Genomic DNA, 20,954 nt, shown 5'->3' with positions numbered 1-20,954 from the left:
CGGGTGAGCACATCACTTCACAGCCCGCCGTTACCAGCGGGCGGGGACCGGACACCCGAACCAGCAGCACGAAATCTCGCAATAGAACCCCAGTCACGGGGAAGCAGCGGTTCGGGTTTGACCGCCGGCGAAACGCTAGCAGGAGGTACCGACGACTTCTCCTCCACCAGCACCGGCATCGTCGGTCACGATTCCGTACCCACAGGATCCGTGGTCGGGGCGTAGCGGTATTGCCCGTTGTGGTGTGATCGGATCGTGACCACACTGCGTCGGATTGATCTCCGCTCGGACACCGTGACCAAACCGGACGACACCATGCGCGCCGCGATGGCGGCCGCCGAGGTGGGCGATGACGTCCTCGACCACGACCCCACGATGCGGGCGCTGGAAGAGCGCGCGGCCGGGCTGCTCGGGGTGGAGGCGATGCTGTGGGTGCCCAGCGGGAGCATGGGCAATCTGATCGCGCTGATGCTGCACCTGGGCCGCGGCGACCGGTTCCTCGCCGCGCGCGGGTCACATGTGCTGGAGGCCGAACTGGGCACGCCCGCCTGGCTGGCGGGCGGCATGCCGCATCCCCTGGAGTGGAGCGGCGCCCCCGGGCGGATCTCGGCGGACGACGTGAGCGCGTTCGCCGCGGCCGGGGCGCCGTACTACGCGCTGCGGACGGCGCTGCTCTGCCTGGAGAACACGCACAACTTCGCCGGTGGGACGGTCACCCCGCCCGACCACCACGCGCTGCTGGTCGCCACCGCCCGCGAGGCCGGGATCCGGGTGCACCTCGACGGGGCGCGGCTGTGGAACGCGGCGGCGGCGCTGCGGGTGCCGCCCGCGGCGCTGACCGTCGGGGTGGACACGGTGCAGGTCTGCCTGAGCAAGGGGCTGGGGGCGCCGGTCGGATCGCTGGTCGGCGGGTCGGCGGCGTTCGTCGCGGAAGCGCGGCGGGTGCGCAAGATGCTCGGCGGCGGGGTCCGCCAGGGCGGGGTGCTCGCGGCGGCCGGGCTGGTCGCGCTGGACCGCATGGGCGATGTGGCCGCCGACAACGCGAACGCGGCCACCCTGGCGGCGGGACTCGCGGAGCTCGGCTGGGAGGTGACCGCGCCGGAGACCAACATCGTGCTTGCCTCGGTGCCGGACGTGCCGACAACGCTGCGGATGCTCGACCGGGTCGCGGTGCCCGCCGTCGCGGTGTCGGGCGGAGTGCGGTTCGTGACGCACCGGGACGTGTCGGCGGTCGACATCACCGAGGCCCTCGACCGGATCAAGGCCGGCTGACTTCGCCGCCTGCCTGCTTGAGTTCGGTCCGCAGTTCGGCGATCTCCGCGCGCAGCCCCTTGACCTCGCCGCGGATGGACTCCTCGATCGACTCCTCGGCGCCGGCGATCTTCTGCACGAACCAGGAGGCGATCACACCGGTCACCACACCGAGCAGGGCGATGCCGCCGATCATCAGGGCGGCGGCGACCAGCCTGCCCTCCACGGTGACCGGGTACCGGTCGCCGTAGCCGACCGTGGAGATGGTGGTCATGGTCCACCAGACGGCGTCGCCGAAGGTGGTGATGTTGGCGTCCGGGTCGTGCCGTTCGGCGTCGAGCACGGCGAGCGACGCGGACAGGCCCACGAGCAGGATGGTCCCCGCGACGTAGACGCCGATGCGGCCGCGGAACGTGGTGCCGACCCGGCGGTTGAGCACCTTGAGGATGGTGATCAGCCGCAAGGCGCGCAGCTGGCGGACCATCGGCAGGGCCACCACGAGCAGGTCGAACAGGTGCCGCCAGATGAACCGGCCCTTGCGCCGCGCCAGGGTGAAGCGGATGACGTACTCGACGGCGAAGACGGCCCAGATCGCCCAGAGCCCGATCTCCTGCCACAGCACCACCGTCGGCGACGCCGTCGTGTGCAGCACCTGCCAGGCATAGCCGCACAGGAAGACCACGGCCAGCGCGGTGAGCGGCAGGTCTGTGCGCACTTCCCACGCGCTTAATCGGGGCTCGAGCGGGTCGCTGTGGCGCACGCCGGGCGCGTAGGTGTCGGACACGCCGCCATCTTCGCTGAGGGCACCCGCTGTGACCAGTGGCTACCCGCGAATTCGTGGCCGATCCGCCTTGCCCTTGATCGCTCCGTAGGCCGCGGCGCCGATGGTGAGGACCGCGGCGGCGACGAGCAGCCACACCACGGCCTTGAACAGGACACCGATCAGCCAGAACGCCAACCAGATCGCGAGCACCGCGCCGATGATCTTGATAACCATGCCGCCCCCTCAAACTGTTTCCTGGTCAACGCCTGGTGGCGGCCACCGGTTCCCAGGAGCGCAGGCGGCGCAGGGCGTCCTCGATGTCGGCGGTGGCGCCTGCGAAGGACAGGCGGACGAACCGGTTCCCGTCGACCGGGTCGAAGTCGATGCCGGGGACGATCGCGAGGCCGGTGTCGGCGAGCAGACGCTGGCAGAAGCTCATCGAGTCGTGGGTGAGGTGGGTGACGTCGGCGTAGGCGTAGAACGCGCCGTCGGCCGGGGCGATCCGGTCGATGCCGAGGTCGGTGAGACCGGTGAGCAGCAGCTCCCGGTTCGTCGCGTAGCGGGCGACGTGACCGTCGAGCTCGTCGTAGCTCTCCGGCTCGAACGCGGCGACGGCGGCGAGCTGGGAGATCGCGGGGGCGCAGATGGTGAAGTTGCCCGTCAACGCGCTGACCGCGCGCTGCAGGCGTTGCGGGACGAGCAGCCAGCCCAGCCGCCAGCCGGTCATCGCGAAGTACTTGGAGAACGAGTTCACCACGATCGACTCGCGGGAGTACTGCCAGGCGGAGCTGGTCTCGGCGCCGTAGGAGATGCCGTGGTAGATCTCGTCGCTGACCAGCTGCACCCCGCGCTCGGCGCACCAGCCCGCGATCGCGGCCAGCTCGGCGGGGTCGAGGACGGTGCCGGTGGGGTTCGCTGGGCTGGCGAGGATCAGGCCGTCGATCGGGCCCAGCTCGTCGAGCATCGCCACGGTCGGCTGGAACCGGGTGGTGTCGTCACACGGCAGCTCGACGACCTCGCAGCCCAGCGCGGTGAGGATGTTGCGGTAGGCCGGATAGCCGGGTCGCGCGAGCGCGACCCGGTCGCCCGCGTCGAACGCCGAGAGGAACGCGAGCAGGAAGCCGCCGGAGGACCCGGTGGTGATCACGACATCCTGCGGGGACACGTCGAGGGAGTGCAGCCGCTCGTAGTGGCCCGCGATGGCTTCGCGCAGCTCGGGAATGCCGAGCTGCTCGGTGTACCCGAGTGCCTGCGTGCCGAGCGCCTCCGCGGCGGCGAACCGGACGGCCTTCGGCGCCCCGGTCGACGGTTGGCCCGCCGCGAGCGAGACGACGTCCCCGTGCGCCCGCTGCCGCGCGTTCGCGGCGGCGAGGACATCCATGACGTGGAACGGCGGGACAGCGGCGCGGTTGGCGACTTTGAGCAGGCGAGCGTGCATGCCGCCAGACTAGGACTTGTCAGTACCCGACATATCCGCCGCCGCCGTGCGTGGCCTTGATGCCGGGAACGTTGGCAGGGGAATTCCAGATATCGTCATGGCCGGGCAAACTCGTGCGCCTTGGACGTGGGGTCGATGCACCTGCATGAGACCTTGGACGGCGTCCCCATTGGCGGCGTTGCGGCGATCTTCGCCGAATCGGTGGCGCTGGTGGCCGAACCGGTGAACAGCCCGCGATGTCGCCGATGGCGCGGTCACGGCTGTCGCCTCTAGATCGTCGCGCGGTCGAGTTCGTCGCCGGCGGTGTGGGCGATGGCCTGCACGGCTTGGGCGAGTGTGGCGAAGCTGGGGAATCCGCCGGGGTCGCGCGGGAACATGTCGCCCGCTGCAGCCATCGGGCCCGCCTAGCCGCCGGCGGCAGTGCGGCACTGCTCGATCGCCCGTGGGTTGTTGTCCGCTGTCCCCATCCCCTCAGCTCGTCGGTTCGACGCCTGACGGTTCGCGGTGGCTCAGTCAGAGCTCGTCGAGCAACTCGCGCACGCAGGTGGCGAGGCGCGCGTTGTCGGCTGGGGTGATGGTGCTCCACAGGCGGCCGTCGGCGCTCGGCCGCGTCAGGTAGAGGTAGCGGCCCGCGTCGGTGTCGTGGAACGAGACGACCCGTTCGGCCCGGTCGCGTCGCCTGCCGCGCTGGGCGCGTTCGGCGCCGAACTGGCCGCGGGTGGTCATGCCGGTGACCATCGAGCCGAGCATCTGCGCGTCGCTGAGGCTCACGCCGTGCTCGGTCAGCGCGTTGATCATCATCTGCGGGTCGGCGTGGTCGGACTTGGTGAGGATGTCGGTCGGCAGGCTGACGGAGCGGCCCGGACCGGCGGGGACGTCGCCCGCGATGGAGACGGCGGCTTCGGCCATGGCGGTGCCGCGGGCGGGGATGAGCCACACCTCGGCGCCGTCGACGACCGCGAGCATCCCCTGATCGCCGTTCGCCACGGAGAGCGCGGTGATCTCGTGGTCGGTCCACACCCAGCTGTCGACGGTGACCGGCGCGTGGGCGACCAGGCTCAGCGAGTCGGCCAACTCGGGCACCGCGCGGCCCCCCTCAGCCAGTCCGCGCTGCTCCAACCCGACGAACGCGGCCGCCACCAGCTCCCGGCGCTCGGTGTGGGTGCGGCCGGGGCTCGGCACGTCGAGCGCGACGTGCCGAGCCGGGAGTCGCTCGGACTCCCAGAGCACGTCGAACTCGATGGTGGAAAGGACAACGCTGTTGGACAAGGTCAGTCGTCCTGCCCCAGGACCGGCGAGACCACCATGCGTTCGTCACCGAAGACGTCCTCGGAGTCGATGCCGTACTTGCGCACGTGCTCTTCGTCCTCCTCGCCCTTCGCACCCGCGGCCGCGGGCTGCATGAGCGACGCGGCCGCCTTCCCCGGCTTGGCCCCGATCCGCTCGGCGTTCTTGGCGGCGCGGGACTGCTCGTCGGGCAGGTCGGTGATCGGCGCCGCACCCCGGGCCGCCGCCCGGGCCGCGCGGCCCTCGGGGGTGTCGGGGAATGCGCCGGCACCGCGAACCAGCCGGTCCTTCCGCGCGTTCTCACCCGCCGCGGCGCCACCCGCGCCCGCGCCCGCCATGCCGGCGAGCGCCGACATGTCGTTCACCATGCCCATGGGGAAGCCCGGGCGGAGTCCGCCGGGAAGGTTGGTGGGGTTGGGGAGCCCGCCGATGTTCGGCCCCAGCGGGCCCACGGTGCTGAGCCTGCCGCCGCCGGGCTGGTTGTTGTTCGTGCCACCGGCACCGCCGCCGCCGGGTCCGTCGGGGATGCCCGCGAGGCCGGGGCCGCCGCCGCCGCCGGGCAGGCCGGTCTGCCCGGGAACGCCCGGGGTGCCCGGCGAACCGGTCGGGGTGTAGGCGCTGGAGTTGCCGTTGAAGGTCTGCGCGGAGGTGGTGCCCTGGCCCTCGTACGGGGTGGCGACGAGGTTCATGCCGGGCGGCACCGGGAGCGACTGGTAGCTGCCGAGGGCGGACTGGCTGCCCTGGCTGTAGCCGTTCATCGAGGTCACGGCCTGCTCGCGGGCGGCATTGGTCTGCTGGACCTGCTTGGCGTTGTCGGTCGTGTGCCCGAACGCGCCGAGGAACCGGTCCATGCCGTCGAGCTTGGTGGGGCCGCGCAGGTCACCGCCGTCGGGAGCACCGTTGCGGGTGGTGGAGAAGGCGTCGCCCTGCTCGCTCACGCCACCGGCGGACTGCTCGACCGCGGGAGTCGCGTCCTGGGCGTAGATGGCCGCGTTCTTGGTGGCGTCCATGCCGCCCTCGGAAGCGCTGCCTTCCCAGGTGACACCGATCTTGCCCAGCTCTTCGCGGAGAACCTGATCGGTCTCGGCCAGGCCTTCGGCAATCGCCTTGAGTGCCGTCACCGACTTGTGCAGCCCTTCGGAGCCCGGTCCTTGACGCAGCTTGTCGAGCTCATCCGCCAGTTGGTGGTGCGTGTAGCCCTCGAAACGGAGGTCGCTCAGCCCGTTCTCGCCTGCCATGTCAGCCCCTCACCCCAGCGTCTGCAACGTGGTCATGGCCATTCCCGCGGCCTGCTCGGTCATCTCGCAGATCTGCTCCTGCGAGAAAGTCTTGCTTGTCTCACGAAGACCGATCTGCAACTGCTGCCCATCGGCGACATCGACGCTCAGGTAGCACTCGTGGCTGTTCTTCGCACCGCCCGCGCCCTTCAGGACGTGGATGACGCCGCCATAACCGTTGACTGAGACCACTGTCGTATCGACTCGGCGCTTGCCCGACAGCCAGTCCTCCACGCCGCCGCCCGTCACCAAGTCGACCGTGTATTCGTAAACCAGACCGGTGGCCGTGACTTCGAGCTCACACCGCTTGGAGCCCTTGTAGGTGTCGGACTGCATCGTGGTCGACTCAGTGCGGGTGATGCGCAACTCCGCGCGCTGAGAATCGGTGAGGAGCGGACACGGCTCCAGTGAATCGAGCTTGATCACCTTCGGGCGTGGCGGGACAGTGGGTGCCTGGGAGTCGGACGACGACTTGGTCGGCGGTGCGCCCGTTGGTGATTCCGAGCCCTGAGGACTGCCCGCCTCGCTGGTCGTGCATCCCGCGACCGCGAGCAGAGACACAAAAGCGAGCGCGACTCGACTACGCACTCCGATCGCCCCCGAGGGCCATGGCGATCTCTTCTTCGTTGTAGCCATAAGCCTTCGCGCTGTCCTTCAACTGCTGGACGAGGTTCTTCAGGCCGAGCACGTACTCGTCGATCCTTACCGTGTAGGAATCGCCGTTGTAGACGAGCAGATCGTTCCAAGCCTCGGCAACCTTCATGCTGACGATGTCGTCGCCGGGCCGATCGACCGGCAGGTCGTATCGAGCGGCATCCACCACGTCACTGAGAGCCTCGGCCTGGGTTTGGATGATCTTGGCGGCGGCGAGGACGTTGTCGTGGTTGACGACGAACTGGCCGCTCGCCGGGCTGCCGCCCATGATGGCGCGGGCGGCGTCGAAGGCGGCGCCCGCTATCGCGCTGACCGTGCCGCCCAATGAAGCGCCGATGTCCATCTTCACGCACCCCCGTACGCATCGTGACGATGTCGTCTCGTTTCGCAGGCTACCAATGGCGCGGTAAGGCCCACCTGAACTTTGACGGAGAAATCGGCGCTTCGGTTCCCTCAGCCCGCGACGGGGATGCCGATCTCGCCGCGCAGGGCGCGCAGGCCGATGTCGGTGCGGTGATGGGAGCCTGCGAGGTGCACGGCGTCGACCTTGCGGTAGGCGTCGGCGCGGGCCGCTTCCAGGTCATCGCCCATGCCGACCACGGCCAGGACCCGGCCGCCGGCGGACACAAGCGCGCCGTCTTCGCGGCGTCGGGTGCCCGCGTGCAGGACGCCTTCGGCCTCGGCGCCGGTGATCAGGTCGCCGGTGCGGGGGCGGCCGGGGTAGCCGTCCGCCGCTATGACAACGGTCACGGACGAGCCCTCAGCCCACTCGAGTGGCGGGTGCGCGGCCAGCTCGTTGCGCGCGGAAGCGAGCAGCAGGGCCGACAGGGGGCTGCGGAGCAGGGCGAGGACCGACTGGGTCTCCGGGTCGCCGAAGCGGCAGTTGAACTCGATGACCTCGGGGCCGTTGCTGGTCAGCGCCAGGCCCGCGTAGAGCAGGCCGGAGAACGGCGTGCCGCGCTCGGCCATCTCGTCGACGACCGGCTGGATGATGCGCGCGACAACGTCGTCGACCATGCCGTCGGGGGTCCAGGGCAGCGGGGCGTAGGCGCCCATGCCGCCGGTGTTGGGGCCGGCGTCGTTGTCGCCGACGCGCTTGAAGTCCTGGGCGGGGAGCAGCGGCATGACGGTGCCCGCCTCGTCGACCACGCAGAACAGGGAGACCTCGGGGCCGTCGAGGAACGACTCCAGCAGCACGGGGTGACCACCGTCGAGCAGGGTCATCGCGTGTGCGCGGGCCTTGCTGAGGTCGGTGGTGACGACGACGCCCTTGCCCGCGGCGAGGCCGTCGTCCTTGACGACCCAGGTGGGGCCGAAGCGGGACAGCGCGGCGTCGAGCCGGGCCGGGTTGTCGACGATCTCGCTGTGCGCGGTGGGGACGCCCGCCGTGGTCATGATGTCCTTGGCGAACGCCTTGGAGCCCTCGATGCGGGCCGCGGCGGCGCTGGGGCCGAACACCGGGATGCCCGCCGCGCGGACGGCGTCCGCCACGCCGGCGACCAGCGGGCCTTCGGGGCCGATGACGACGAGGTCGGCTTCCCATTTGCGGGCCAGTAGCGTCACCGCCGCCGGGTCCGCGGGGTCGACCCCGTAGCTCTCGGAAAGCGAGGCGGTGCCCGCGTTCCCGGGCGCACACGCCAGCGCCGTCACCTCGGCGTCCTTGGACATAGCAAGGACCAGGGCATGCTCGCGGGCGCCAGACCCGATAACCAGGACACGCACGAGGACTGAGACTAGATGCTGGGCGCCCGCGACCGGTAATCGGTGTCAGCCACCGAGGGCCTTGCGCGATCCGTCGTGCAGCGGCACCGGGTCGGTGTCGGCGGCGGTGGCCTTGTCGATGCCGCCCGCGGCGGGGTGCACCTTGACCAGCTCGTCCTTCTTCTCGACGACCAGTTTGGTGATCGCGCACGCGTTGGCGGCGGGGAAGTCCTCGCGGACCAGGAGCACGTTCGGCACGACGATGGTCTTGGCCTCGGCCGCGCCGTAGGTCGCCGCCGGGATGGTGCCCGCGTCGTAGACCGGGTTGATCTTCTTCAGCTCTTCGAGGTGCGGGGTGACGTCGATGAACTCGACCTGGCCCTTCATCGACGTGAACAGGTCGGTGAGCTCGGGCGTGGGCAGGCCGCCGGACCACACCAGGCCGTCGATCTGGCCCGCCTTCATCCCGTCGACGGTGGGGCGCAGGGCGAGCCGCTGGGCGGAGACGTCGGTGTCCGGGTTGAGGCCCGCCGCCTTGAGCAGGCGGGTGGCGATGACCTCGGTGCCGGACTTCGGGGAGCCGGTGGAGATGTTCTTGCCGCGCATGTCGGCGATCGACTTGATGCCGCTGCCGGTGCGCACGACGACCTGGGTCGCGTTCGGGTAAATGCGGGCCAGGGCGCGGACCTTGACCGGCTTGCCCTCGAACGCGCCCTTGCCGTTGACGGCGTCGGCGGCGGTGTCGGCGAGGGAGAAGGCGAGGTCGTAGTCGCCGCCGACGAGTTGCTGGATGTTCTGCACCGACGCGCCGGTCTCGGCGGCGGTGGCCTTGAGCTTGGAGTTGTCGCTGATCAGCTTGGCGAGGCCGCCGCCAAGTGTGTAGTAGACGCCGCCGGTGTTGCCGGTGGCGATGGTGATGCGGCCGTCGCCCGCCTCGCAGTCGCCCGCGCCGCCGGTGGTGGCCGTGTCGGACCGTTTGCCGCCGCAGCCCGCGGCGAGCAGGGCGAGCGAGACGATCAGGATGCGGCTACGCATGTGCTTTCTCCTTGACGCGGGTGAGCAGGTGGACGACGAGTGCGATGACGAGGAACCCGAGACCGATGCCGATCGACACCGGGTGCAGGTAGAGCAGCAGGAGCGCGGCGGGGACGCAGAGGAGGCGGGCGGGCAGCCGGACGGGGCCGAACAGCCAGCCGCCGGTCACCACGGCCAGCGCGGCGATGCCGACCGCGGAGACCGCGACCACCCAGAGGACGGTGCCGACGGGTCGTTGCAGCAGGAGCGCGGCGCCGTTGTCGGTGAGGACGAACGCGATCGGGACGAGGAACGCGGGCAGCGTGTACTTCCAGGTCTGCCACATGGTGCCCATGACCGACCCGCCGGTGATCGCGGCCGCGGCGACGGCGGCGAGCGCGGTCGGCGGCGTGACCTCGGACAGGACGGCGTAGTAGAAGATGAACATCGCCGTCTCCGCGGGCGCCACGCCGAGGTTGATCAGCGCCGGGCCGAGGATGACCCACGAGATGATGAACGACGCGGTGACCGGCACCGCCAGCCCGAGCACGCAGACCGCGATGGCGGCGAACACGACGGTCAGCACGAGCACGGCGGTCGGGTCGGACGCGAGCGCTTTGGCGGCGTCGACGAGCGCGTCGGCGAGGGCGAGACCGAGGCCGGTCTTGGTGATCGTCGAGGTGATGATCCCGGCGGCGGCGCACACGGCGATCACCGGCAGCGCACCCCGGATGCCTTCGGCGAGTGAGTCGATGAGGTCCCGAACCCACCCACGAATGTTGTGGCGGCGCGGGATCAGGGCGAAAAGCGCGGCGACCCCGGTGGCGTAGACGACGGCCGTGAACGGCGGAATATCCATCGCGAGAAAGACGACGATGATCCCCAGCGAGGCGAAGTGGAACCACCCTTGCCGCAGGACTGTCCACAGGCGAGGGGGGTTATCCACAGCCACCCCTCGAAGCGCCCTTTCCGACACCCCTCCCCGATAGACTGGCCAAGGGCCGTCCCCCCGGGGAAGGGCGGGGGCTGCGCTGGGGGCGTTTTCGGGGTTTCGGGCTTCGGTGTTGTCGGGGTTTGCGGGCTCGGTGATGGCGGGGTCTTCGGCGTTGCCGGGGGTTTGGGGTCTGGTTTCCGCTGGTGGGGCGAGGTCCAGGCCGGTGTCGTTGACGTGGAAGCGGCGGGCGTCAGCTTCGACAGCTAGTCCGATGCCCAGGTAATAGAGCAGTGTCGGGACGATCGCCCACACCAGGACGCTCAGGTACGAGGTCTGCAGGTATTCGGCGATGATGAACGCCGCCGCCCCGAGTGTCGGAGGCGAGAGGATCGCGCCGATGCCGGAGGCCGCGAGCAGTCCGCCGGCGTTTTCCCTGGGGTAGCCCGCTTTCCGCAGCACGGGCCAGGTGATGGCGCCAAGGCTGACGGTGGTCGCGGTCCCCGAGCCGGAGACGGTGCCGAGCAGGAATCCCGACGTCGCGGCGGTGCGGCCGGCGGCGGTGCGGGAGCGGCGGAACAGGGCGAAGCTGAAGTCGACGAAGAAGCCACCCGCGCCGGAGGTGTTGAGAACCGCGCCGTAGATGGTGAACAGGACGATGTAGGTCGCGGCGACGTTGAGTGGGATGCCATAGAAGCCGCTCTGCTCGTTGTAGAGGGCGTTGACGATCTGGCCGAAGTCGATACCCGCGTGCGCGAAATCCCAGTTCTGCGGCAGGAAGCCGCCGTAGTAGGCGAACGCCAGGAAGCCCAGGCAGACGATCGGCAGCACCCAGCCCGTGGTGCGCCGGGTCGCCTCCAGGATCAGCAGGAGGAGCAGCCCACCGGCGACGATGTCCGGTGTGGACAGTTCGGCCCGGTCGAGGAACGCGTCGTAACCGCCGGCGAAGCCGTTGCCGCCGAAAGGAAGCACGGGGTAGAGGCCGACGAACAGGGCGATCGTGGCGTACACCCAGTCGACGACGCCAGGGTTCTGCGGGCTCTTGGACGTCGGCCGGTAGCAGAGGAAGACCAGCGGGAGCGTCAGCCCGAGGAAGATCACCAGGTAGAACTGGCTGCCCTCGGTGAACGGCCAGAAGACCTGCTTGAGCACCAGCACCGCGATGGCGACCGACGCGGCCCACACCCCCAGGTCCCAGCGGCCGGTGAGCTTGCGGGCCGGACGTTCCTCGTCGTGCGCGCCGACGACCTCGGTCGGGCTAATGGTGCTGGTCAACCATCCTCCTGCCAGGTGCGTTGGTCTCTGACGCACGCTACCGCTGGTCACCGGTCCACAGAAGAGCGGATGTTGACCAAGCCATCACCTAGCGCGACGATCACTACGCGGCTGGTCAGTTTCTCCACGTTCACCCGCAGGTCGGCAGCCCTTCGCCCAACAGCGGCCCAGGCGTCTTGCCGCCCGGCGAGTGTTGCCCGGTCAACAACTTCTTTGGAGGTCACCATGGTCCGAAAGGCCCGGTTAGCCGGCGTCGCCCTCTGCGCGCTCACCCTGTTCGGCGGGGTGCTGACCAGCGCGAGCGCGTCCCCCGACCAGGATTCCGCGGGCCCGCTGGTGCTCGGCCACCGCGGCGCGTCGGGGTATCGCCCGGAGCACACGCTCGCCTCCTACGAGCTCGCCGCGAGGATGGGCGCCGACTACATCGAGCCGGACCTGGTGTCCACCAAGGACGGTGTGCTCGTCGCCCGGCACGAGCCGGAGATCGGCGGCACCACCGACGTGTCCGCCCGGCCGGAGTTCGCCGCGCGCAAGGTGACGAAGAACCTCGACGGAGTGCAGGTCACCGGGTGGTGGACCGAGGACTTCACTCTCGCCGAGCTGAAGACGCTGCGGGCGGTCGAGCGCATCCCGCAGCTGCGGCAGCGCAACACGGTCTACAACGGCCGCTACGAGGTGCCGACATTGCAGGAGGTCATCGATCTGAGCAAGCGGCTTTCCCGCGAGCTGCGCCGCGACATCGGGATCTACCCGGAGACCAAGCACCCGACGTACTTCCGCAAGATCGGGCTCGAACTCGAGCCGAAGCTCGTCCAGACGCTTACCCGGAACGGGCTGAACCGACCGAACGCCAAGGTGTTCGTGCAGTCTTTCGAGGTATCCAACTTGAAGGCCCTCAAGAGCGAGCTGCGAGTGCCGTTGATCCAGTTGACGTCGGCCTCCGGCGCGCCGTTCGACTTCACCGACTCGGGTGACCCGCGCAAGTACGCCGACCTGCTGACCCCGGCGGGCCTGCGTGAGGTCACGTCCTACGCGTACGGCATCGGTCCGGCCAAGGACCAGGTCATCCCGCGCGACGCGGCAGGCAACCTGGCCGCCCCGACCGCGCTGGTCGGCGACGCGCACGCGGCGGGCCTCAAGGTGCACCCGTACACGTTCCGGGCGGAGAACAACTTCCTGCCGGTCAATCTGCGCTCGTCGGCGAATCCGGCCGAGTACGGGAACCTGTTCGGCGAGCTGTCCGCGTTCTGGGCGGCGGGCGTCGACGGCGTCTTCACGGACAACCCGGACCTCGCGGTGGCATCGCGTTCTGAGGGCTGAGTGGGCTGCCGGTGCCGCTGGGGTCCCCGCGGCACCGCACGCGGCTCAGTCCTGCTTGTGAAATTCGAGGTTGGCTTGTTGGGCGTCGTGTAGCTGGTCTTCGAGGGTGACGATGCGGCAAGCCGCTTCCAAGCCGGTGCCCTGGTCGACCAGTTCCCGGACTCGGGCGGCGAGGCGCAGCTGTTCGCGTGAGTAGCGGCGGTGTCCGCCCGCGGAGCGCTGCGGCTCGATCAGTTTCGCCTCATCGAGGCTGCGGAGAAAATTCGGTGTCGTGCCGAGGATCTCGGCCGCGCGGCCCATGGTGTAGGCCGGGTAGTGCTCGTCGTCGAACTTGTCGGCCGCGGTCGAACTCGAGGCCGTCTGTCTTGGGTCTGGGATCATCGCGCCTCCACATACGAGGGGCCCCGGTGCAAACGCACCGGGGCCCCAGGGTTTTGGGTTTCATCACTGTCAGTTGACCGCGAGGTCAACTTTCCGTACCCGCGTGCGCCCGAAACGCGAGCGCCGCGAGGATCGCTTTTCCGTAACCGAGAACCACCTTCCAATCTGATGGAACTGCGGTACCCGCCCGGCGAAATACAGCCACAGCGGGCGATCCAATGACGAGCCCCTTCCCTTCTCTCCGGTGTTATCAACTTTCCTTGCACTACCGGCATCTCGCGTGGAACCCCTTACCTGAATCGGTCCCAGCACGCCGACGCCACGGGCCACTGACACGGAACCCCTTCACCGACCGGTTCCGGCCACCTGACCGTCTTGCCACTGACTGCCTTGCTGATACCGCTTCTTGCCTTGATTCCTCAGGACCGGCACTGCTCGAACTTCGTCTTCACTTCCCGGTCCCGGTCTTCGTCTCACTTCGCGGGTAGTTCCGTCATCTCCCGCGCCTGCATGACGTTGTATCTCTCAGTACGAGGAGAACAATACACACAGCTGCCGACGAATGTCTACCCCAGCCAGATGAGATTTTCTGTCGCTCAGACCACCTGGGAGTCGACGAAGCACCAGCGCCAGGTCTCGCCCGGTTCGAGTGAGCGCATGACCGGGTGGTCGGTCGAGGTGAAGTGGGCACTGGCGTGCCTGCGGGGGCTGGAGTCGCAGCACGCGACGTGGCCACAGGTCAGGCACTGCCGCAGGTGCACCCAGCCGGAGACGCCCACGGCCCGGCAGTCGGCGCAGAAGTCGTCGGCGTCGGGGGTGACCTGGGCGGGCAGGTCGGCGAGGTGTTCGCAGCTCATCGCGCACTCCTTCGGTGTCCGGGTAATCCTGGCGCAGTGGAGATACTTCTGCTGCTGACCGGAGCGCTGGCCGTGACCGCCCTGTCCCGCCGGGTCGAGTGGCCCGCGCCGCTGGTGCTCGTCGCCGTCGGGCTCGCCGTGTCGTTCATTCCGGGTGTCCCGGAGTTCCGGTTGCACCCGGAAGTGGTGCTGCTGCTGGTGTTGGCGCCGCTGCTGTACTCGGCGGCGCTGGACAGCTCGTACCTCGACATCAAGGCGAACATGCGGCCGATCGGGTTGCTCGCGGTGGGGCTGGTGCTGTTCAGCACGGTCGTCGTCGGGGTGGTCGCGCATGCGGTGATCCCCGAGTTGCCGCTGGCCTCGGCGCTCGTCCTCGGCGCGATCGTGGCCCCGCCGGACGCGGTCGCCGCCGTCGCCATCGGCCGCCGCCTGGGTCTGCCGCGGCGGGCGATGACCTTGCTGACCGGGGAGAGCCTGGGCAACGACGCGACGGCGCTGACCGCGTTCAAGGTGGCGGTCGCGGCGGCGACGGGGGCGGCGGCGTTCTCGTGGGGGCACAGCGTGCTGACGTTCGCCGTCGCGGCCGTCGGGGGCGTGCTGGTCGGGTTGGTGTTGGCGGTCGTGGTCCACGCCGTGCGCCTGCGGCTGCGCGACGGTGTGCTGGAGAGCGCGCTTGGGTTGCTGGTCCCCTTCGGCGCGTACCTGCTGGCCGAGGAGGTACACGCCTCCGGTGTGCTGGCCGTTGTCGTCGCCGGGCTCTACCTCGGGCACAACGCGCCCGCGGCGGGCTTCTCGACCCGGCTGCAGGAGACGGCGGTGTGGCGGTCGGCCGACGTGCTGCTGGAGTCGCTGGTCTTCGCGTTGATCGGCCTGCAGCTGCGCACGGTCATCTCGGACGCGCGGCCGGGCTGGGGTCTGGTGGCCGCGTCGGCGGTGGTGCTGGCGGCGGTGATCGTGGTCCGGTTCGTGTGGATGTTCCCGGCCGCCCATATCCCGCGGTGGCTGTCGCCGAGGATCCGGGCGCGGGAGCCGCGGCCCGGTTGGCGGCAGATCACGGTGATCTCGTGGGCGGGCATGCGCGGGGTGGTGTCGCTGGCGGCCGCGGCGGCGATCCCCCCGGACATGCCGGGGCGCGATGTGGTGGTGCTGCTGACTTTCGTGGTGACGGTCGGGACTTTGTTGTTGCAGGGCACGACTTTGCCCGCGTTGATCCGCGCGCTGCGGTTCGAGGCGTCCGACGGACAGGAACGCGCGCTCGCCGAGGCCCAGGTGCAGAACGCGGCGGCGCGGGCGGCGATCGACCGGCTGGACGAGGTCCTGCTGGAGGGCGAGATCCCTGGCCACCTCACCGACCGGCTGCGCGCGATCGCCGAGCACCGGGGGAACGCGGCGTGGGAACGCTTGGGGCGTCAGGAGTTGGAGAGTCCGGCGGCCGCTTTCCGGCGCCTGCGTCGGGAGATGCTCGCGGCGGAGCGGACGGTGTTCATCCAGGCGCGGAACAGGGGCGAGATCGACGAGGAGATCCTGCGGAAGGTGTTGCGGGAACTGGACTTGGAGGAAGCGGCGCTGGCGAGGGAATGAACCCTCGGTAGACACGCGACGACAGTGGGTGAGCGGCTTGTGTGCGGCTTGCCGGGCGCCACGCCGCAGCAGAAACCCGCCCCCGCGCGACAACAAAGCCCCCACCCACCACGGGGGGCTGCCCTTGGCCAGTCTATCGGTGGGTGGGGGTGTTTCGGGTGGGTGCGGATTTGCTGTGGATGGGGCTGGCCGGGCTGTGGACAACCAGCCCGGCCCAGCGGGGTTACGCCATCGGGTAGCGGACGATCGTCTCGTCGCGGCCCGGGCCGACGCCGACAGCGGACACGCGGGCGCCCGAGAGTTCCTCGATGCGCTCGACGTACGCGCGGGCGTTCGCCGGGAGCTCCTCGAAGGTGCGGCACTCGCTGATGTCTTCCCACCAGCCCGGCATCTCCTCGTACACCGGCACCGCGTGGTGGACGTCGGTCTGGGTCATCGGCATGTCGTCGATCCGCTGCCCGTCGACCTCGTAAGCCACGCAGATCGGCACCGTGTCCAGCCCGGACAGGACGTCGAGCTTGGTCAGGAAGTAGTCGGTGATGCCGTTGACCCGGCTGGCGTACCGCGCGATCACGGCGTCGAACCAGCCGGTGCGGCGCAGGCGCTTGGTGGTGACACCGATCTCGCCGCCGACCTTGCGGAGGCGTTCGCCCATCTCGTCGTTCAGCTCGGTCGGGAATGGGCCGGAGCCGACGCGGGTGGTGTAGGCCTTGAGGATGCCGATCACCGTGGTGATGCGGGTGGGGCCGATGCCCGAGCCCGCGCTCGCGCCGCCGGAGGTCGGGTTCGACGAGGTGACGAACGGGTAGGTGCCGTGGTCGACGTCGAGCAGGGTGCCCTGTGAGCCTTCCAGCAGCACGGTCTCGCCGCGCTCGAGTGCCTGGTTGAGCAGCAGGCGGGTGTCGGCGATGCGGTGGGCGAACTTCTCGCCGGACGCGAGGACCTCGTCGACGACCTGTTCAGGATCGAGGGCCTTGCGGTTGTAGATCTTGACCAGCATCTGGTTCTTGATGTCGAGCGCGGCCTCGACCTTCTGCCGCAGGATCTTCTCGTCGAGCAGGTCCTGCACGCGGACCCCGACGCGGGCGACCTTGTCCTGGTAGGCCGGGCCGATGCCGCGGCCGGTGGTGCCGATCTTGGCCTTGCCCAGGTAGCGCTCGGTGACCTTATCGATCGCCACGTGGTACGGCATGATCAAGTGCGCGTCGGCGGAGATCAGCAGGCGGGAGGTGTCGACACCGCGCTCGTCCAGGCCCGCCAACTCCGTGAGCAGCACCGCCGGGTCGACCACGACACCGTTGCCGATGACGTTGGTGATTCCCGGGGTCAGGATGCCGGACGGAATCAGGTGCAGGGCGAATTTCTGGCCGTCCGGGAGGACGACGGTGTGGCCCGCGTTGTTACCGCCCTGGTAACGCACGATCCAGTCGACGCGGTCACCAAGCAGGTCGGTGGCCTTGCCCTTGCCTTCGTCGCCCCATTGGGCGCCGATCAGCACGATAGCCGGCATGTGAGACTCCAGGTGTTGGCAGTGGAACCGTGGACACCCGAACCCGGGCTGATGCGGGCGAATGCCGGTGATTGAGACTAGACCAGGAGCGTGTGGTGGGTGCACTCGTGCTGGCCTGCGGAAACCAGGCCGACACCGAAGCGTTGTTCGACGTCGGCGCCGAAGTGCGGGAAGTGGCCGCGAAACCGGCCAAATCCGTCGTGGATCCCCTGCTCAGAGGCCTCGACGGGCGCAGGCTGGTGGTGCACGGCACAGACGCCGACCTGGCCGCGATCGTGTTGCGAATCATGCGGCTCGACCTCCTCAGCGGCACCGCGGTCGGCTTCGTGCCCGCCGGACGCTCGGTGATCCCCAAGCTGTGGGGCATCCCGGCCGACCCGGCGGAAGCCGCGCGGGTCGCCGTCGCCGGTGAGGTCGACCCGACCCCACTCATCCGCGACGACGCGGGCGGCGTGCTGCTCGGCCTCGGCGTGCTCCGGTCGGTCCGCGGCGTGGCCTACTGCGACGACGCCACGGTGCTGCGTGGGCGGGCGAGCCGGGTGGAGGTCACACCGGACCCGCAGGGCGGGGACGGCCTCGTCGTGCGGGTGATCCACCGCGGCCTGCTCCGCAACCGGGTCGAGACGACGCGGGGTCGGGCGTTCCAGGTGGGGTGCCTGCCGGTCATTCCCGAACTGGACGGGGTGACCCACAAGCGGGATGTGTCCCGGTGGACCTGGTACCGCCACACCGCCGACCTGCGAGTCGTGCGCGGAGCGATCTAGCGACGACAGGGGTACCGCCACGCAGCGGATCTTCACGGGCCCTAGCGGAGAGTGGTTAAGAACTTTTACTGTAAGTCTTCAAGGCGTCACTCAATGGCTTCATAGGCTCCACCCTGCGCAGACACGGTTACCCGGCGTTCTCCTTGATCCCCACCTGGAGGAACCTTGTCGAAGATCCGCACCCTGCTCGGCTCCTTATCCCTCTCCGTCGTCCTCACGGTCGGCCTCGCCGGTGTCGCGAGCGCCACCCCGCCCAATATCCCCACCGAGACGACCGCCCGCTCCGAGCTCGCGGCCCTCACGGTCGCGGCGGACGGGTCGATGACCGGCTATTCGCGCGACCTCTTCCCGCACTGGAGCACCATCTCCGGTACCTGCAACACCCGCGAGACCGTCCTCAAGCGCGACGGCAGCAACGTGGTGACCGACTCGTCCTGCGCGGCGACCTCGGGCAGCTGGTACAGCCCCTACGACGGCGCGACCTGGTACGCGGCGTCCGATGTGGATATCGATCACGTCGTGCCGCTCGCCGCCGCGTGGCGGTCCGGGGCTTCCTCGTGGACGACCAGCCAGCGGCAGGCGTTCGCCAACGACCTGAGCTACCCGCAGCTCATCGCGGTCACCGACAACGTCAACCAGGCCAAGGGTGACCAGACGCCCGCGACGTGGAAGCCGCCGCGCAGCGCGTACTGGTGCACTTACGCGAAGATGTGGACGCACGTGAAGTACAAGTACTCGCTTCGCGTGAACTCGGCGGAGAAGTCCGCGCTGTCGAGCATGCTGAACTACTGCTGACGACCTGAAAGGACGCCGATGTCGGAGTACACCTCACCGTTCGCCGCCGGCCCGGGCGTGATGACCGAGGAAGCCGGTGTGCTGACCGGTGACCTGGAGCTGCGCACGGTCAGCGCTCCCGGTGGCGCGGTGACGGCGAAGGTGCGCTACGCGGGGACGACCGAGTGGTACCGGCTGCGCGGCGGCCAGTGCAAGCTCGTCCACGACGGCGATCACAGCGCCGTGCACTCGATCCTCGTCGGAGTCCTCAACCGCCCGATCGGCTGACGCGCCCCGCGAGTTCAACGTTCAGGACACTGAGTTCAACATTCAGAACGGCGAGGCCCACGTTCGGAACGTGGGCCTCGCCGTTCTGCCGTTCTGAACGTTGAACTCGCGGCTTAGAGACCTAGGGCCGCGGGGGCGGCGGGGTCGGAGTCGGAGAGGAACGTCGAGCAGCGCTCGTACTCCTCGTTGTCGTTGATCGCCTTCGCGGCGCGGGCCAGGGCGGCGAGGGCGCGCAGGAAGCCCTGGTTGGGGGCGTGCGACCACGGGATGGGGCCGAAGCCTTTCCAGCCGGAGCGGCGCAGCTGGTCGAGGCCGCGGTGGTAGCCGGTGCGCGCGTAGGCGTAGGCGGCGACGTTCTCGCCGGAGTTGAGCGCCGCTTCGGCGAGCGCGGCCCAGGCGGCACTGAAGTCCGGCCAGCGGGCGGCTACGTCAGCCGGGTCGGTGCCAGAGTCCAAAGCACCTTGCGGCTCGTCGCGGGCGGGGAGCATTGTGGGGTCAGGTCCTAGCAGGTTGCCGTCCATACGGGTCATCCTGCCCCATCGCCCGAGTCGGTGAACCTTGAGACGAATACATCCCGATATCGCACTAGGTGACCACCCTGATTCGAAAGGTCACCAACCCGTAGGGGATTACCCGGATTTTTCGCACGAAGGAGTGGGGGCGGCTTTCCGTTCTCAGCGTCGCGCCGCCATGATGACCGGGTGAACATGGGGCGAGCATCGGTCGACGACCCTGCGGGCAAAGGTCCTGTCGGGCAGTTCAAGGATTTCTTTCGGCTGCATTGGACGCGCGGTGACGCGGGTACCGAGACGCCGGAGTGGGTGTGGCATTTCGCCTATCGCACCTGGTTGATCGCCCTGCTGTTCAAGGTGCTCGGGTCGTCGTGGGACGAGTCCTGGCATTTCAAGTTCCAGCGTGACGACCTCGCCGCGCCGCATCTCATCAACAGCGTCGGCACAGGTATCGCCGTGGTTCTGGTGGCCATTCACACCTTCACCGGCATGGCGGTCACGAAACGCGCGCAGCGGCTGCTGCAGGTCGGTTTGGCTGTTTTCCTCATCGCCGCACCGCTCGATGTGATCAATCACCGGCTCAACGGGCTCGATCTCACGGCGTGGAGCGCGTCACACGCGCTGCTGTACCTGGGCACCGCGCTGATGATCGCCGCCCTGATCGACGGCTGGGTCTCGGCCGGGCCGCGGGGCCGGTCACGGCCGTGGATCCTGGGCGGGCTGTGGTTCTTCTTCCTGGAGAACGTGCTCTTCGCGAACGGGCAGCAGGAGTACGGCGTCCTGGAGCTGCGGTCCTGCATGCCGAACGGCGTGCTGAACATCGACACCTGCTACGCCGAGCGCAGCCTGCTGGAGTTCGCCGCCGAGCAGATCGGCCGCCCGGTCGACTACGTGGCGATCAAGCAGTTCGCGCTGCCGATCCCGGACTGGGTGTACCCGATGTGGGGAATCGGCGTGGCCGCGCTCGTGCTGGCCGTCGCCGCCAAGACGATCGGCCTGCGCTGGGCCGCCACCGGTGTGGCCGCCGCGTACGTCGCCTACCGCGCGGTGATCTGGCCGATGCTGGTCGTGGCCGACTTCCCGCCGTCGACCGTGCCGTTCTACCTGGTGTTCGTCGGCCTCGCGATCGACCTGGTGCGCCGGATGAACCTCTCGCACGCCATGGAGGCCGTCGCGGGCGCCGGTGCGGTGACCGTGCTCGGGCACGTCGCGCTCTACGCGCAGGAAGTGACCATCGCCGCGCCGCCGATCGCCTGGTGGTCCGCGCCGATCACCTTCGTGCTGCTGGCCGGGTTCTGGTGGCTGGGCAGGCCGGTCGCGCAGTGGTTCGACAAGCGGCAGACGGCCGTCAAGGTCTCCGTCTGACAGCCGAAAAC

General features: G+C 69.4%; 22 protein-coding genes. 7 read left to right on the top strand and 15 right to left on the bottom strand.

Annotated features, from left to right (window positions below; all coding sequences use genetic code 11):
- The first annotated feature begins 255 nt into the window (after positions 1-255).
- Complete coding sequence (locus ACUZ2Y_RS21135; RefSeq protein WP_476321472.1) at positions 256-1,272, top strand: threonine aldolase family protein; 1,017 nt, start codon at positions 256-258, stop codon at positions 1,270-1,272.
- On the opposite strand, the gene ACUZ2Y_RS21130 is transcribed toward ACUZ2Y_RS21135, so the two are convergent.
- The 11 genes from ACUZ2Y_RS21130 to ACUZ2Y_RS21080 all read right to left on the bottom strand — a co-directional run bounded on the left by ACUZ2Y_RS21130 (position 1,259) and on the right by ACUZ2Y_RS21080 (position 11,591).
- On the bottom strand, positions 1,259-2,035 hold the full coding sequence (locus ACUZ2Y_RS21130) for a potassium channel family protein (protein ID WP_476321470.1): 777 nt from the start codon (positions 2,033-2,035) through the stop codon (positions 1,259-1,261). The genes ACUZ2Y_RS21135 and ACUZ2Y_RS21130 overlap by 14 nt on opposite strands.
- A 39-nt stretch (positions 2,036-2,074) precedes the next feature.
- A complete protein-coding gene (locus tag ACUZ2Y_RS21125) occupies positions 2,075-2,248 on the bottom strand; it encodes a hypothetical protein (protein ID WP_476321468.1) in 174 nt (57 codons plus the stop codon).
- A gap of 25 nt (positions 2,249-2,273) precedes the next feature.
- Positions 2,274-3,452, bottom strand: a complete 1,179-nt coding sequence (locus ACUZ2Y_RS21120; protein ID WP_476321466.1) for a pyridoxal phosphate-dependent aminotransferase — start codon at positions 3,450-3,452, stop codon at positions 2,274-2,276.
- A gap of 269 nt (positions 3,453-3,721) precedes the next feature.
- Entirely contained in the window at positions 3,722-3,847 is a 126-nt protein-coding gene (locus ACUZ2Y_RS21115) for a hypothetical protein (protein ID WP_476321464.1), read from the bottom strand.
- A gap of 118 nt (positions 3,848-3,965) precedes the next feature.
- A complete protein-coding gene (locus ACUZ2Y_RS21110) occupies positions 3,966-4,721 on the bottom strand; it encodes an ESX secretion-associated protein EspG (RefSeq protein ID WP_476321462.1) in 756 nt (251 codons plus the stop codon).
- A gap of 2 nt (positions 4,722-4,723) precedes the next feature.
- On the bottom strand, positions 4,724-5,977 hold the full coding sequence (locus ACUZ2Y_RS21105) for a PPE domain-containing protein (RefSeq protein WP_476321460.1): 1,254 nt from the start codon (positions 5,975-5,977) through the stop codon (positions 4,724-4,726).
- A 9-nt stretch (positions 5,978-5,986) separates the two neighbouring features.
- Positions 5,987-6,652 carry a DUF3558 domain-containing protein gene (locus tag ACUZ2Y_RS21100; RefSeq protein WP_476321458.1) on the bottom strand — a complete coding sequence of 222 codons (666 nt, stop codon included), beginning with the start codon at positions 6,650-6,652 and terminating at the stop codon, positions 5,987-5,989.
- Positions 6,597-7,019: a hypothetical protein gene (locus ACUZ2Y_RS21095; RefSeq protein ID WP_476321456.1), complete on the bottom strand. Its 423-nt coding sequence runs from the start codon at positions 7,017-7,019 to the stop codon at positions 6,597-6,599. The genes ACUZ2Y_RS21100 and ACUZ2Y_RS21095 overlap by 56 nt, the downstream gene beginning before the upstream one ends.
- Before the next feature lie 104 nt (positions 7,020-7,123).
- The gene (gene purD / locus ACUZ2Y_RS21090; RefSeq protein WP_476321454.1) at positions 7,124-8,392 is read right to left on the bottom strand and encodes a phosphoribosylamine--glycine ligase; all 1,269 of its coding nucleotides are present in this window, start codon (positions 8,390-8,392) and stop codon (positions 7,124-7,126) included.
- Between the two features lie 45 nt (positions 8,393-8,437).
- A complete protein-coding gene (locus ACUZ2Y_RS21085; RefSeq protein WP_476321452.1) occupies positions 8,438-9,406 on the bottom strand; it encodes a TAXI family TRAP transporter solute-binding subunit in 969 nt (322 codons plus the stop codon).
- Positions 9,399-11,591 (bottom strand): TRAP transporter permease, encoded by a 2,193-nt coding sequence (locus ACUZ2Y_RS21080; protein ID WP_476321450.1) that lies wholly within the window; start codon positions 11,589-11,591, stop codon positions 9,399-9,401. The genes ACUZ2Y_RS21085 and ACUZ2Y_RS21080 overlap by 8 nt, the downstream gene beginning before the upstream one ends.
- A 225-nt stretch (positions 11,592-11,816) precedes the next feature.
- Here ACUZ2Y_RS21080 and ACUZ2Y_RS21075 point away from each other — a divergent pair, with 225 nt between their 5' ends.
- Positions 11,817-12,911, top strand: a complete 1,095-nt coding sequence (locus ACUZ2Y_RS21075; RefSeq protein WP_476321448.1) for a glycerophosphodiester phosphodiesterase — start codon at positions 11,817-11,819, stop codon at positions 12,909-12,911.
- 45 nt (positions 12,912-12,956) lie between these two features.
- On the opposite strand, the gene ACUZ2Y_RS21070 is transcribed toward ACUZ2Y_RS21075, so the two are convergent.
- On the bottom strand, positions 12,957-13,292 hold the full coding sequence (locus tag ACUZ2Y_RS21070; RefSeq protein ID WP_476321446.1) for a helix-turn-helix domain-containing protein: 336 nt from the start codon (positions 13,290-13,292) through the stop codon (positions 12,957-12,959).
- A gap of 596 nt (positions 13,293-13,888) precedes the next feature.
- A complete protein-coding gene (locus ACUZ2Y_RS21065) occupies positions 13,889-14,149 on the bottom strand; it encodes a UBP-type zinc finger domain-containing protein (RefSeq protein ID WP_476321444.1) in 261 nt (86 codons plus the stop codon).
- A gap of 36 nt (positions 14,150-14,185) precedes the next feature.
- Here ACUZ2Y_RS21065 and ACUZ2Y_RS21060 point away from each other — a divergent pair, with 36 nt between their 5' ends.
- Entirely contained in the window at positions 14,186-15,730 is a 1,545-nt protein-coding gene (locus ACUZ2Y_RS21060; protein ID WP_476321442.1) for a Na+/H+ antiporter, read from the top strand.
- Between the two features lie 223 nt (positions 15,731-15,953).
- On the opposite strand, the gene ACUZ2Y_RS21055 is transcribed toward ACUZ2Y_RS21060, so the two are convergent.
- Positions 15,954-17,240 (bottom strand): adenylosuccinate synthase, encoded by a 1,287-nt coding sequence (locus ACUZ2Y_RS21055; RefSeq protein ID WP_476321440.1) that lies wholly within the window; start codon positions 17,238-17,240, stop codon positions 15,954-15,956.
- Between the two features lie 95 nt (positions 17,241-17,335).
- Between ACUZ2Y_RS21055 and ACUZ2Y_RS21050 the strand changes: the two genes are divergently transcribed.
- The 3 genes from ACUZ2Y_RS21050 (at position 17,336) to ACUZ2Y_RS21040 (ending at position 19,066) form a co-directional block, all read left to right on the top strand.
- Positions 17,336-18,004 (top strand): hypothetical protein, encoded by a 669-nt coding sequence (locus ACUZ2Y_RS21050; protein ID WP_476321438.1) that lies wholly within the window; start codon positions 17,336-17,338, stop codon positions 18,002-18,004.
- A 174-nt stretch (positions 18,005-18,178) separates the two neighbouring features.
- Positions 18,179-18,799, top strand: a complete 621-nt coding sequence (locus ACUZ2Y_RS21045) for an HNH endonuclease family protein (protein ID WP_476331984.1) — start codon at positions 18,179-18,181, stop codon at positions 18,797-18,799.
- 18 nt (positions 18,800-18,817) lie between these two features.
- Positions 18,818-19,066: a hypothetical protein gene (locus ACUZ2Y_RS21040; protein WP_476321436.1), complete on the top strand. Its 249-nt coding sequence runs from the start codon at positions 18,818-18,820 to the stop codon at positions 19,064-19,066.
- 113 nt (positions 19,067-19,179) lie between these two features.
- On the opposite strand, the gene ACUZ2Y_RS21035 is transcribed toward ACUZ2Y_RS21040, so the two are convergent.
- The gene (locus ACUZ2Y_RS21035) at positions 19,180-19,587 is read right to left on the bottom strand and encodes a DUF3151 domain-containing protein (protein WP_476321434.1); all 408 of its coding nucleotides are present in this window, start codon (positions 19,585-19,587) and stop codon (positions 19,180-19,182) included.
- Between the two features lie 186 nt (positions 19,588-19,773).
- Between ACUZ2Y_RS21035 and ACUZ2Y_RS21030 the strand changes: the two genes are divergently transcribed.
- Positions 19,774-20,943 carry a hypothetical protein gene (locus ACUZ2Y_RS21030; RefSeq protein WP_476331982.1) on the top strand — a complete coding sequence of 390 codons (1,170 nt, stop codon included), beginning with the start codon at positions 19,774-19,776 and terminating at the stop codon, positions 20,941-20,943.
- Positions 20,944-20,954 lie beyond the last annotated feature (11 nt).

This window comes from Actinokineospora sp. UV203 (genome assembly GCF_056323665.1).
Note: the sequence above shows the minus strand (reverse complement) of the source record. Positions and strands in the feature narration are given on the sequence as shown.

Bases quoted from the DNA above. Each gene is read 5' to 3' on its own strand.
- ACUZ2Y_RS21125 (WP_476321468.1), bottom strand. From the start codon at position 2,248: ATGGTTATCAAGATCATCGGCGCGGTGCTCGCGATCTGGTTGGCGTTC.
- ACUZ2Y_RS21120 (WP_476321466.1), bottom strand. From the start codon at position 3,452: ATGCACGCTCGCCTGCTCAAAGTCGCCAACCGCGCCGCTGTCCCGCCG.
- ACUZ2Y_RS21115 (WP_476321464.1), bottom strand. From the start codon at position 3,847: ATGGCTGCAGCGGGCGACATGTTCCCGCGCGACCCCGGCGGATTCCCC.
- ACUZ2Y_RS21105 (WP_476321460.1), bottom strand. From the start codon at position 5,977: ATGGCAGGCGAGAACGGGCTGAGCGACCTCCGTTTCGAGGGCTACACG.
- ACUZ2Y_RS21100 (WP_476321458.1), bottom strand. From the start codon at position 6,652: ATGGCTACAACGAAGAAGAGATCGCCATGGCCCTCGGGGGCGATCGGA.
- ACUZ2Y_RS21085 (WP_476321452.1), bottom strand. From the start codon at position 9,406: ATGCGTAGCCGCATCCTGATCGTCTCGCTCGCCCTGCTCGCCGCGGGC.
- ACUZ2Y_RS21075 (WP_476321448.1), top strand. From the start codon at position 11,817: ATGGTCCGAAAGGCCCGGTTAGCCGGCGTCGCCCTCTGCGCGCTCACC.
- ACUZ2Y_RS21070 (WP_476321446.1), bottom strand. From the start codon at position 13,292: ATGATCCCAGACCCAAGACAGACGGCCTCGAGTTCGACCGCGGCCGAC.
- ACUZ2Y_RS21065 (WP_476321444.1), bottom strand. From the start codon at position 14,149: ATGAGCTGCGAACACCTCGCCGACCTGCCCGCCCAGGTCACCCCCGAC.
- ACUZ2Y_RS21055 (WP_476321440.1), bottom strand. From the start codon at position 17,240: ATGCCGGCTATCGTGCTGATCGGCGCCCAATGGGGCGACGAAGGCAAG.
- ACUZ2Y_RS21040 (WP_476321436.1), top strand. From the start codon at position 18,818: ATGTCGGAGTACACCTCACCGTTCGCCGCCGGCCCGGGCGTGATGACC.
- ACUZ2Y_RS21035 (WP_476321434.1), bottom strand. From the start codon at position 19,587: ATGGACGGCAACCTGCTAGGACCTGACCCCACAATGCTCCCCGCCCGC.
- ACUZ2Y_RS21030 (WP_476331982.1), top strand. From the start codon at position 19,774: ATGGGGCGAGCATCGGTCGACGACCCTGCGGGCAAAGGTCCTGTCGGG.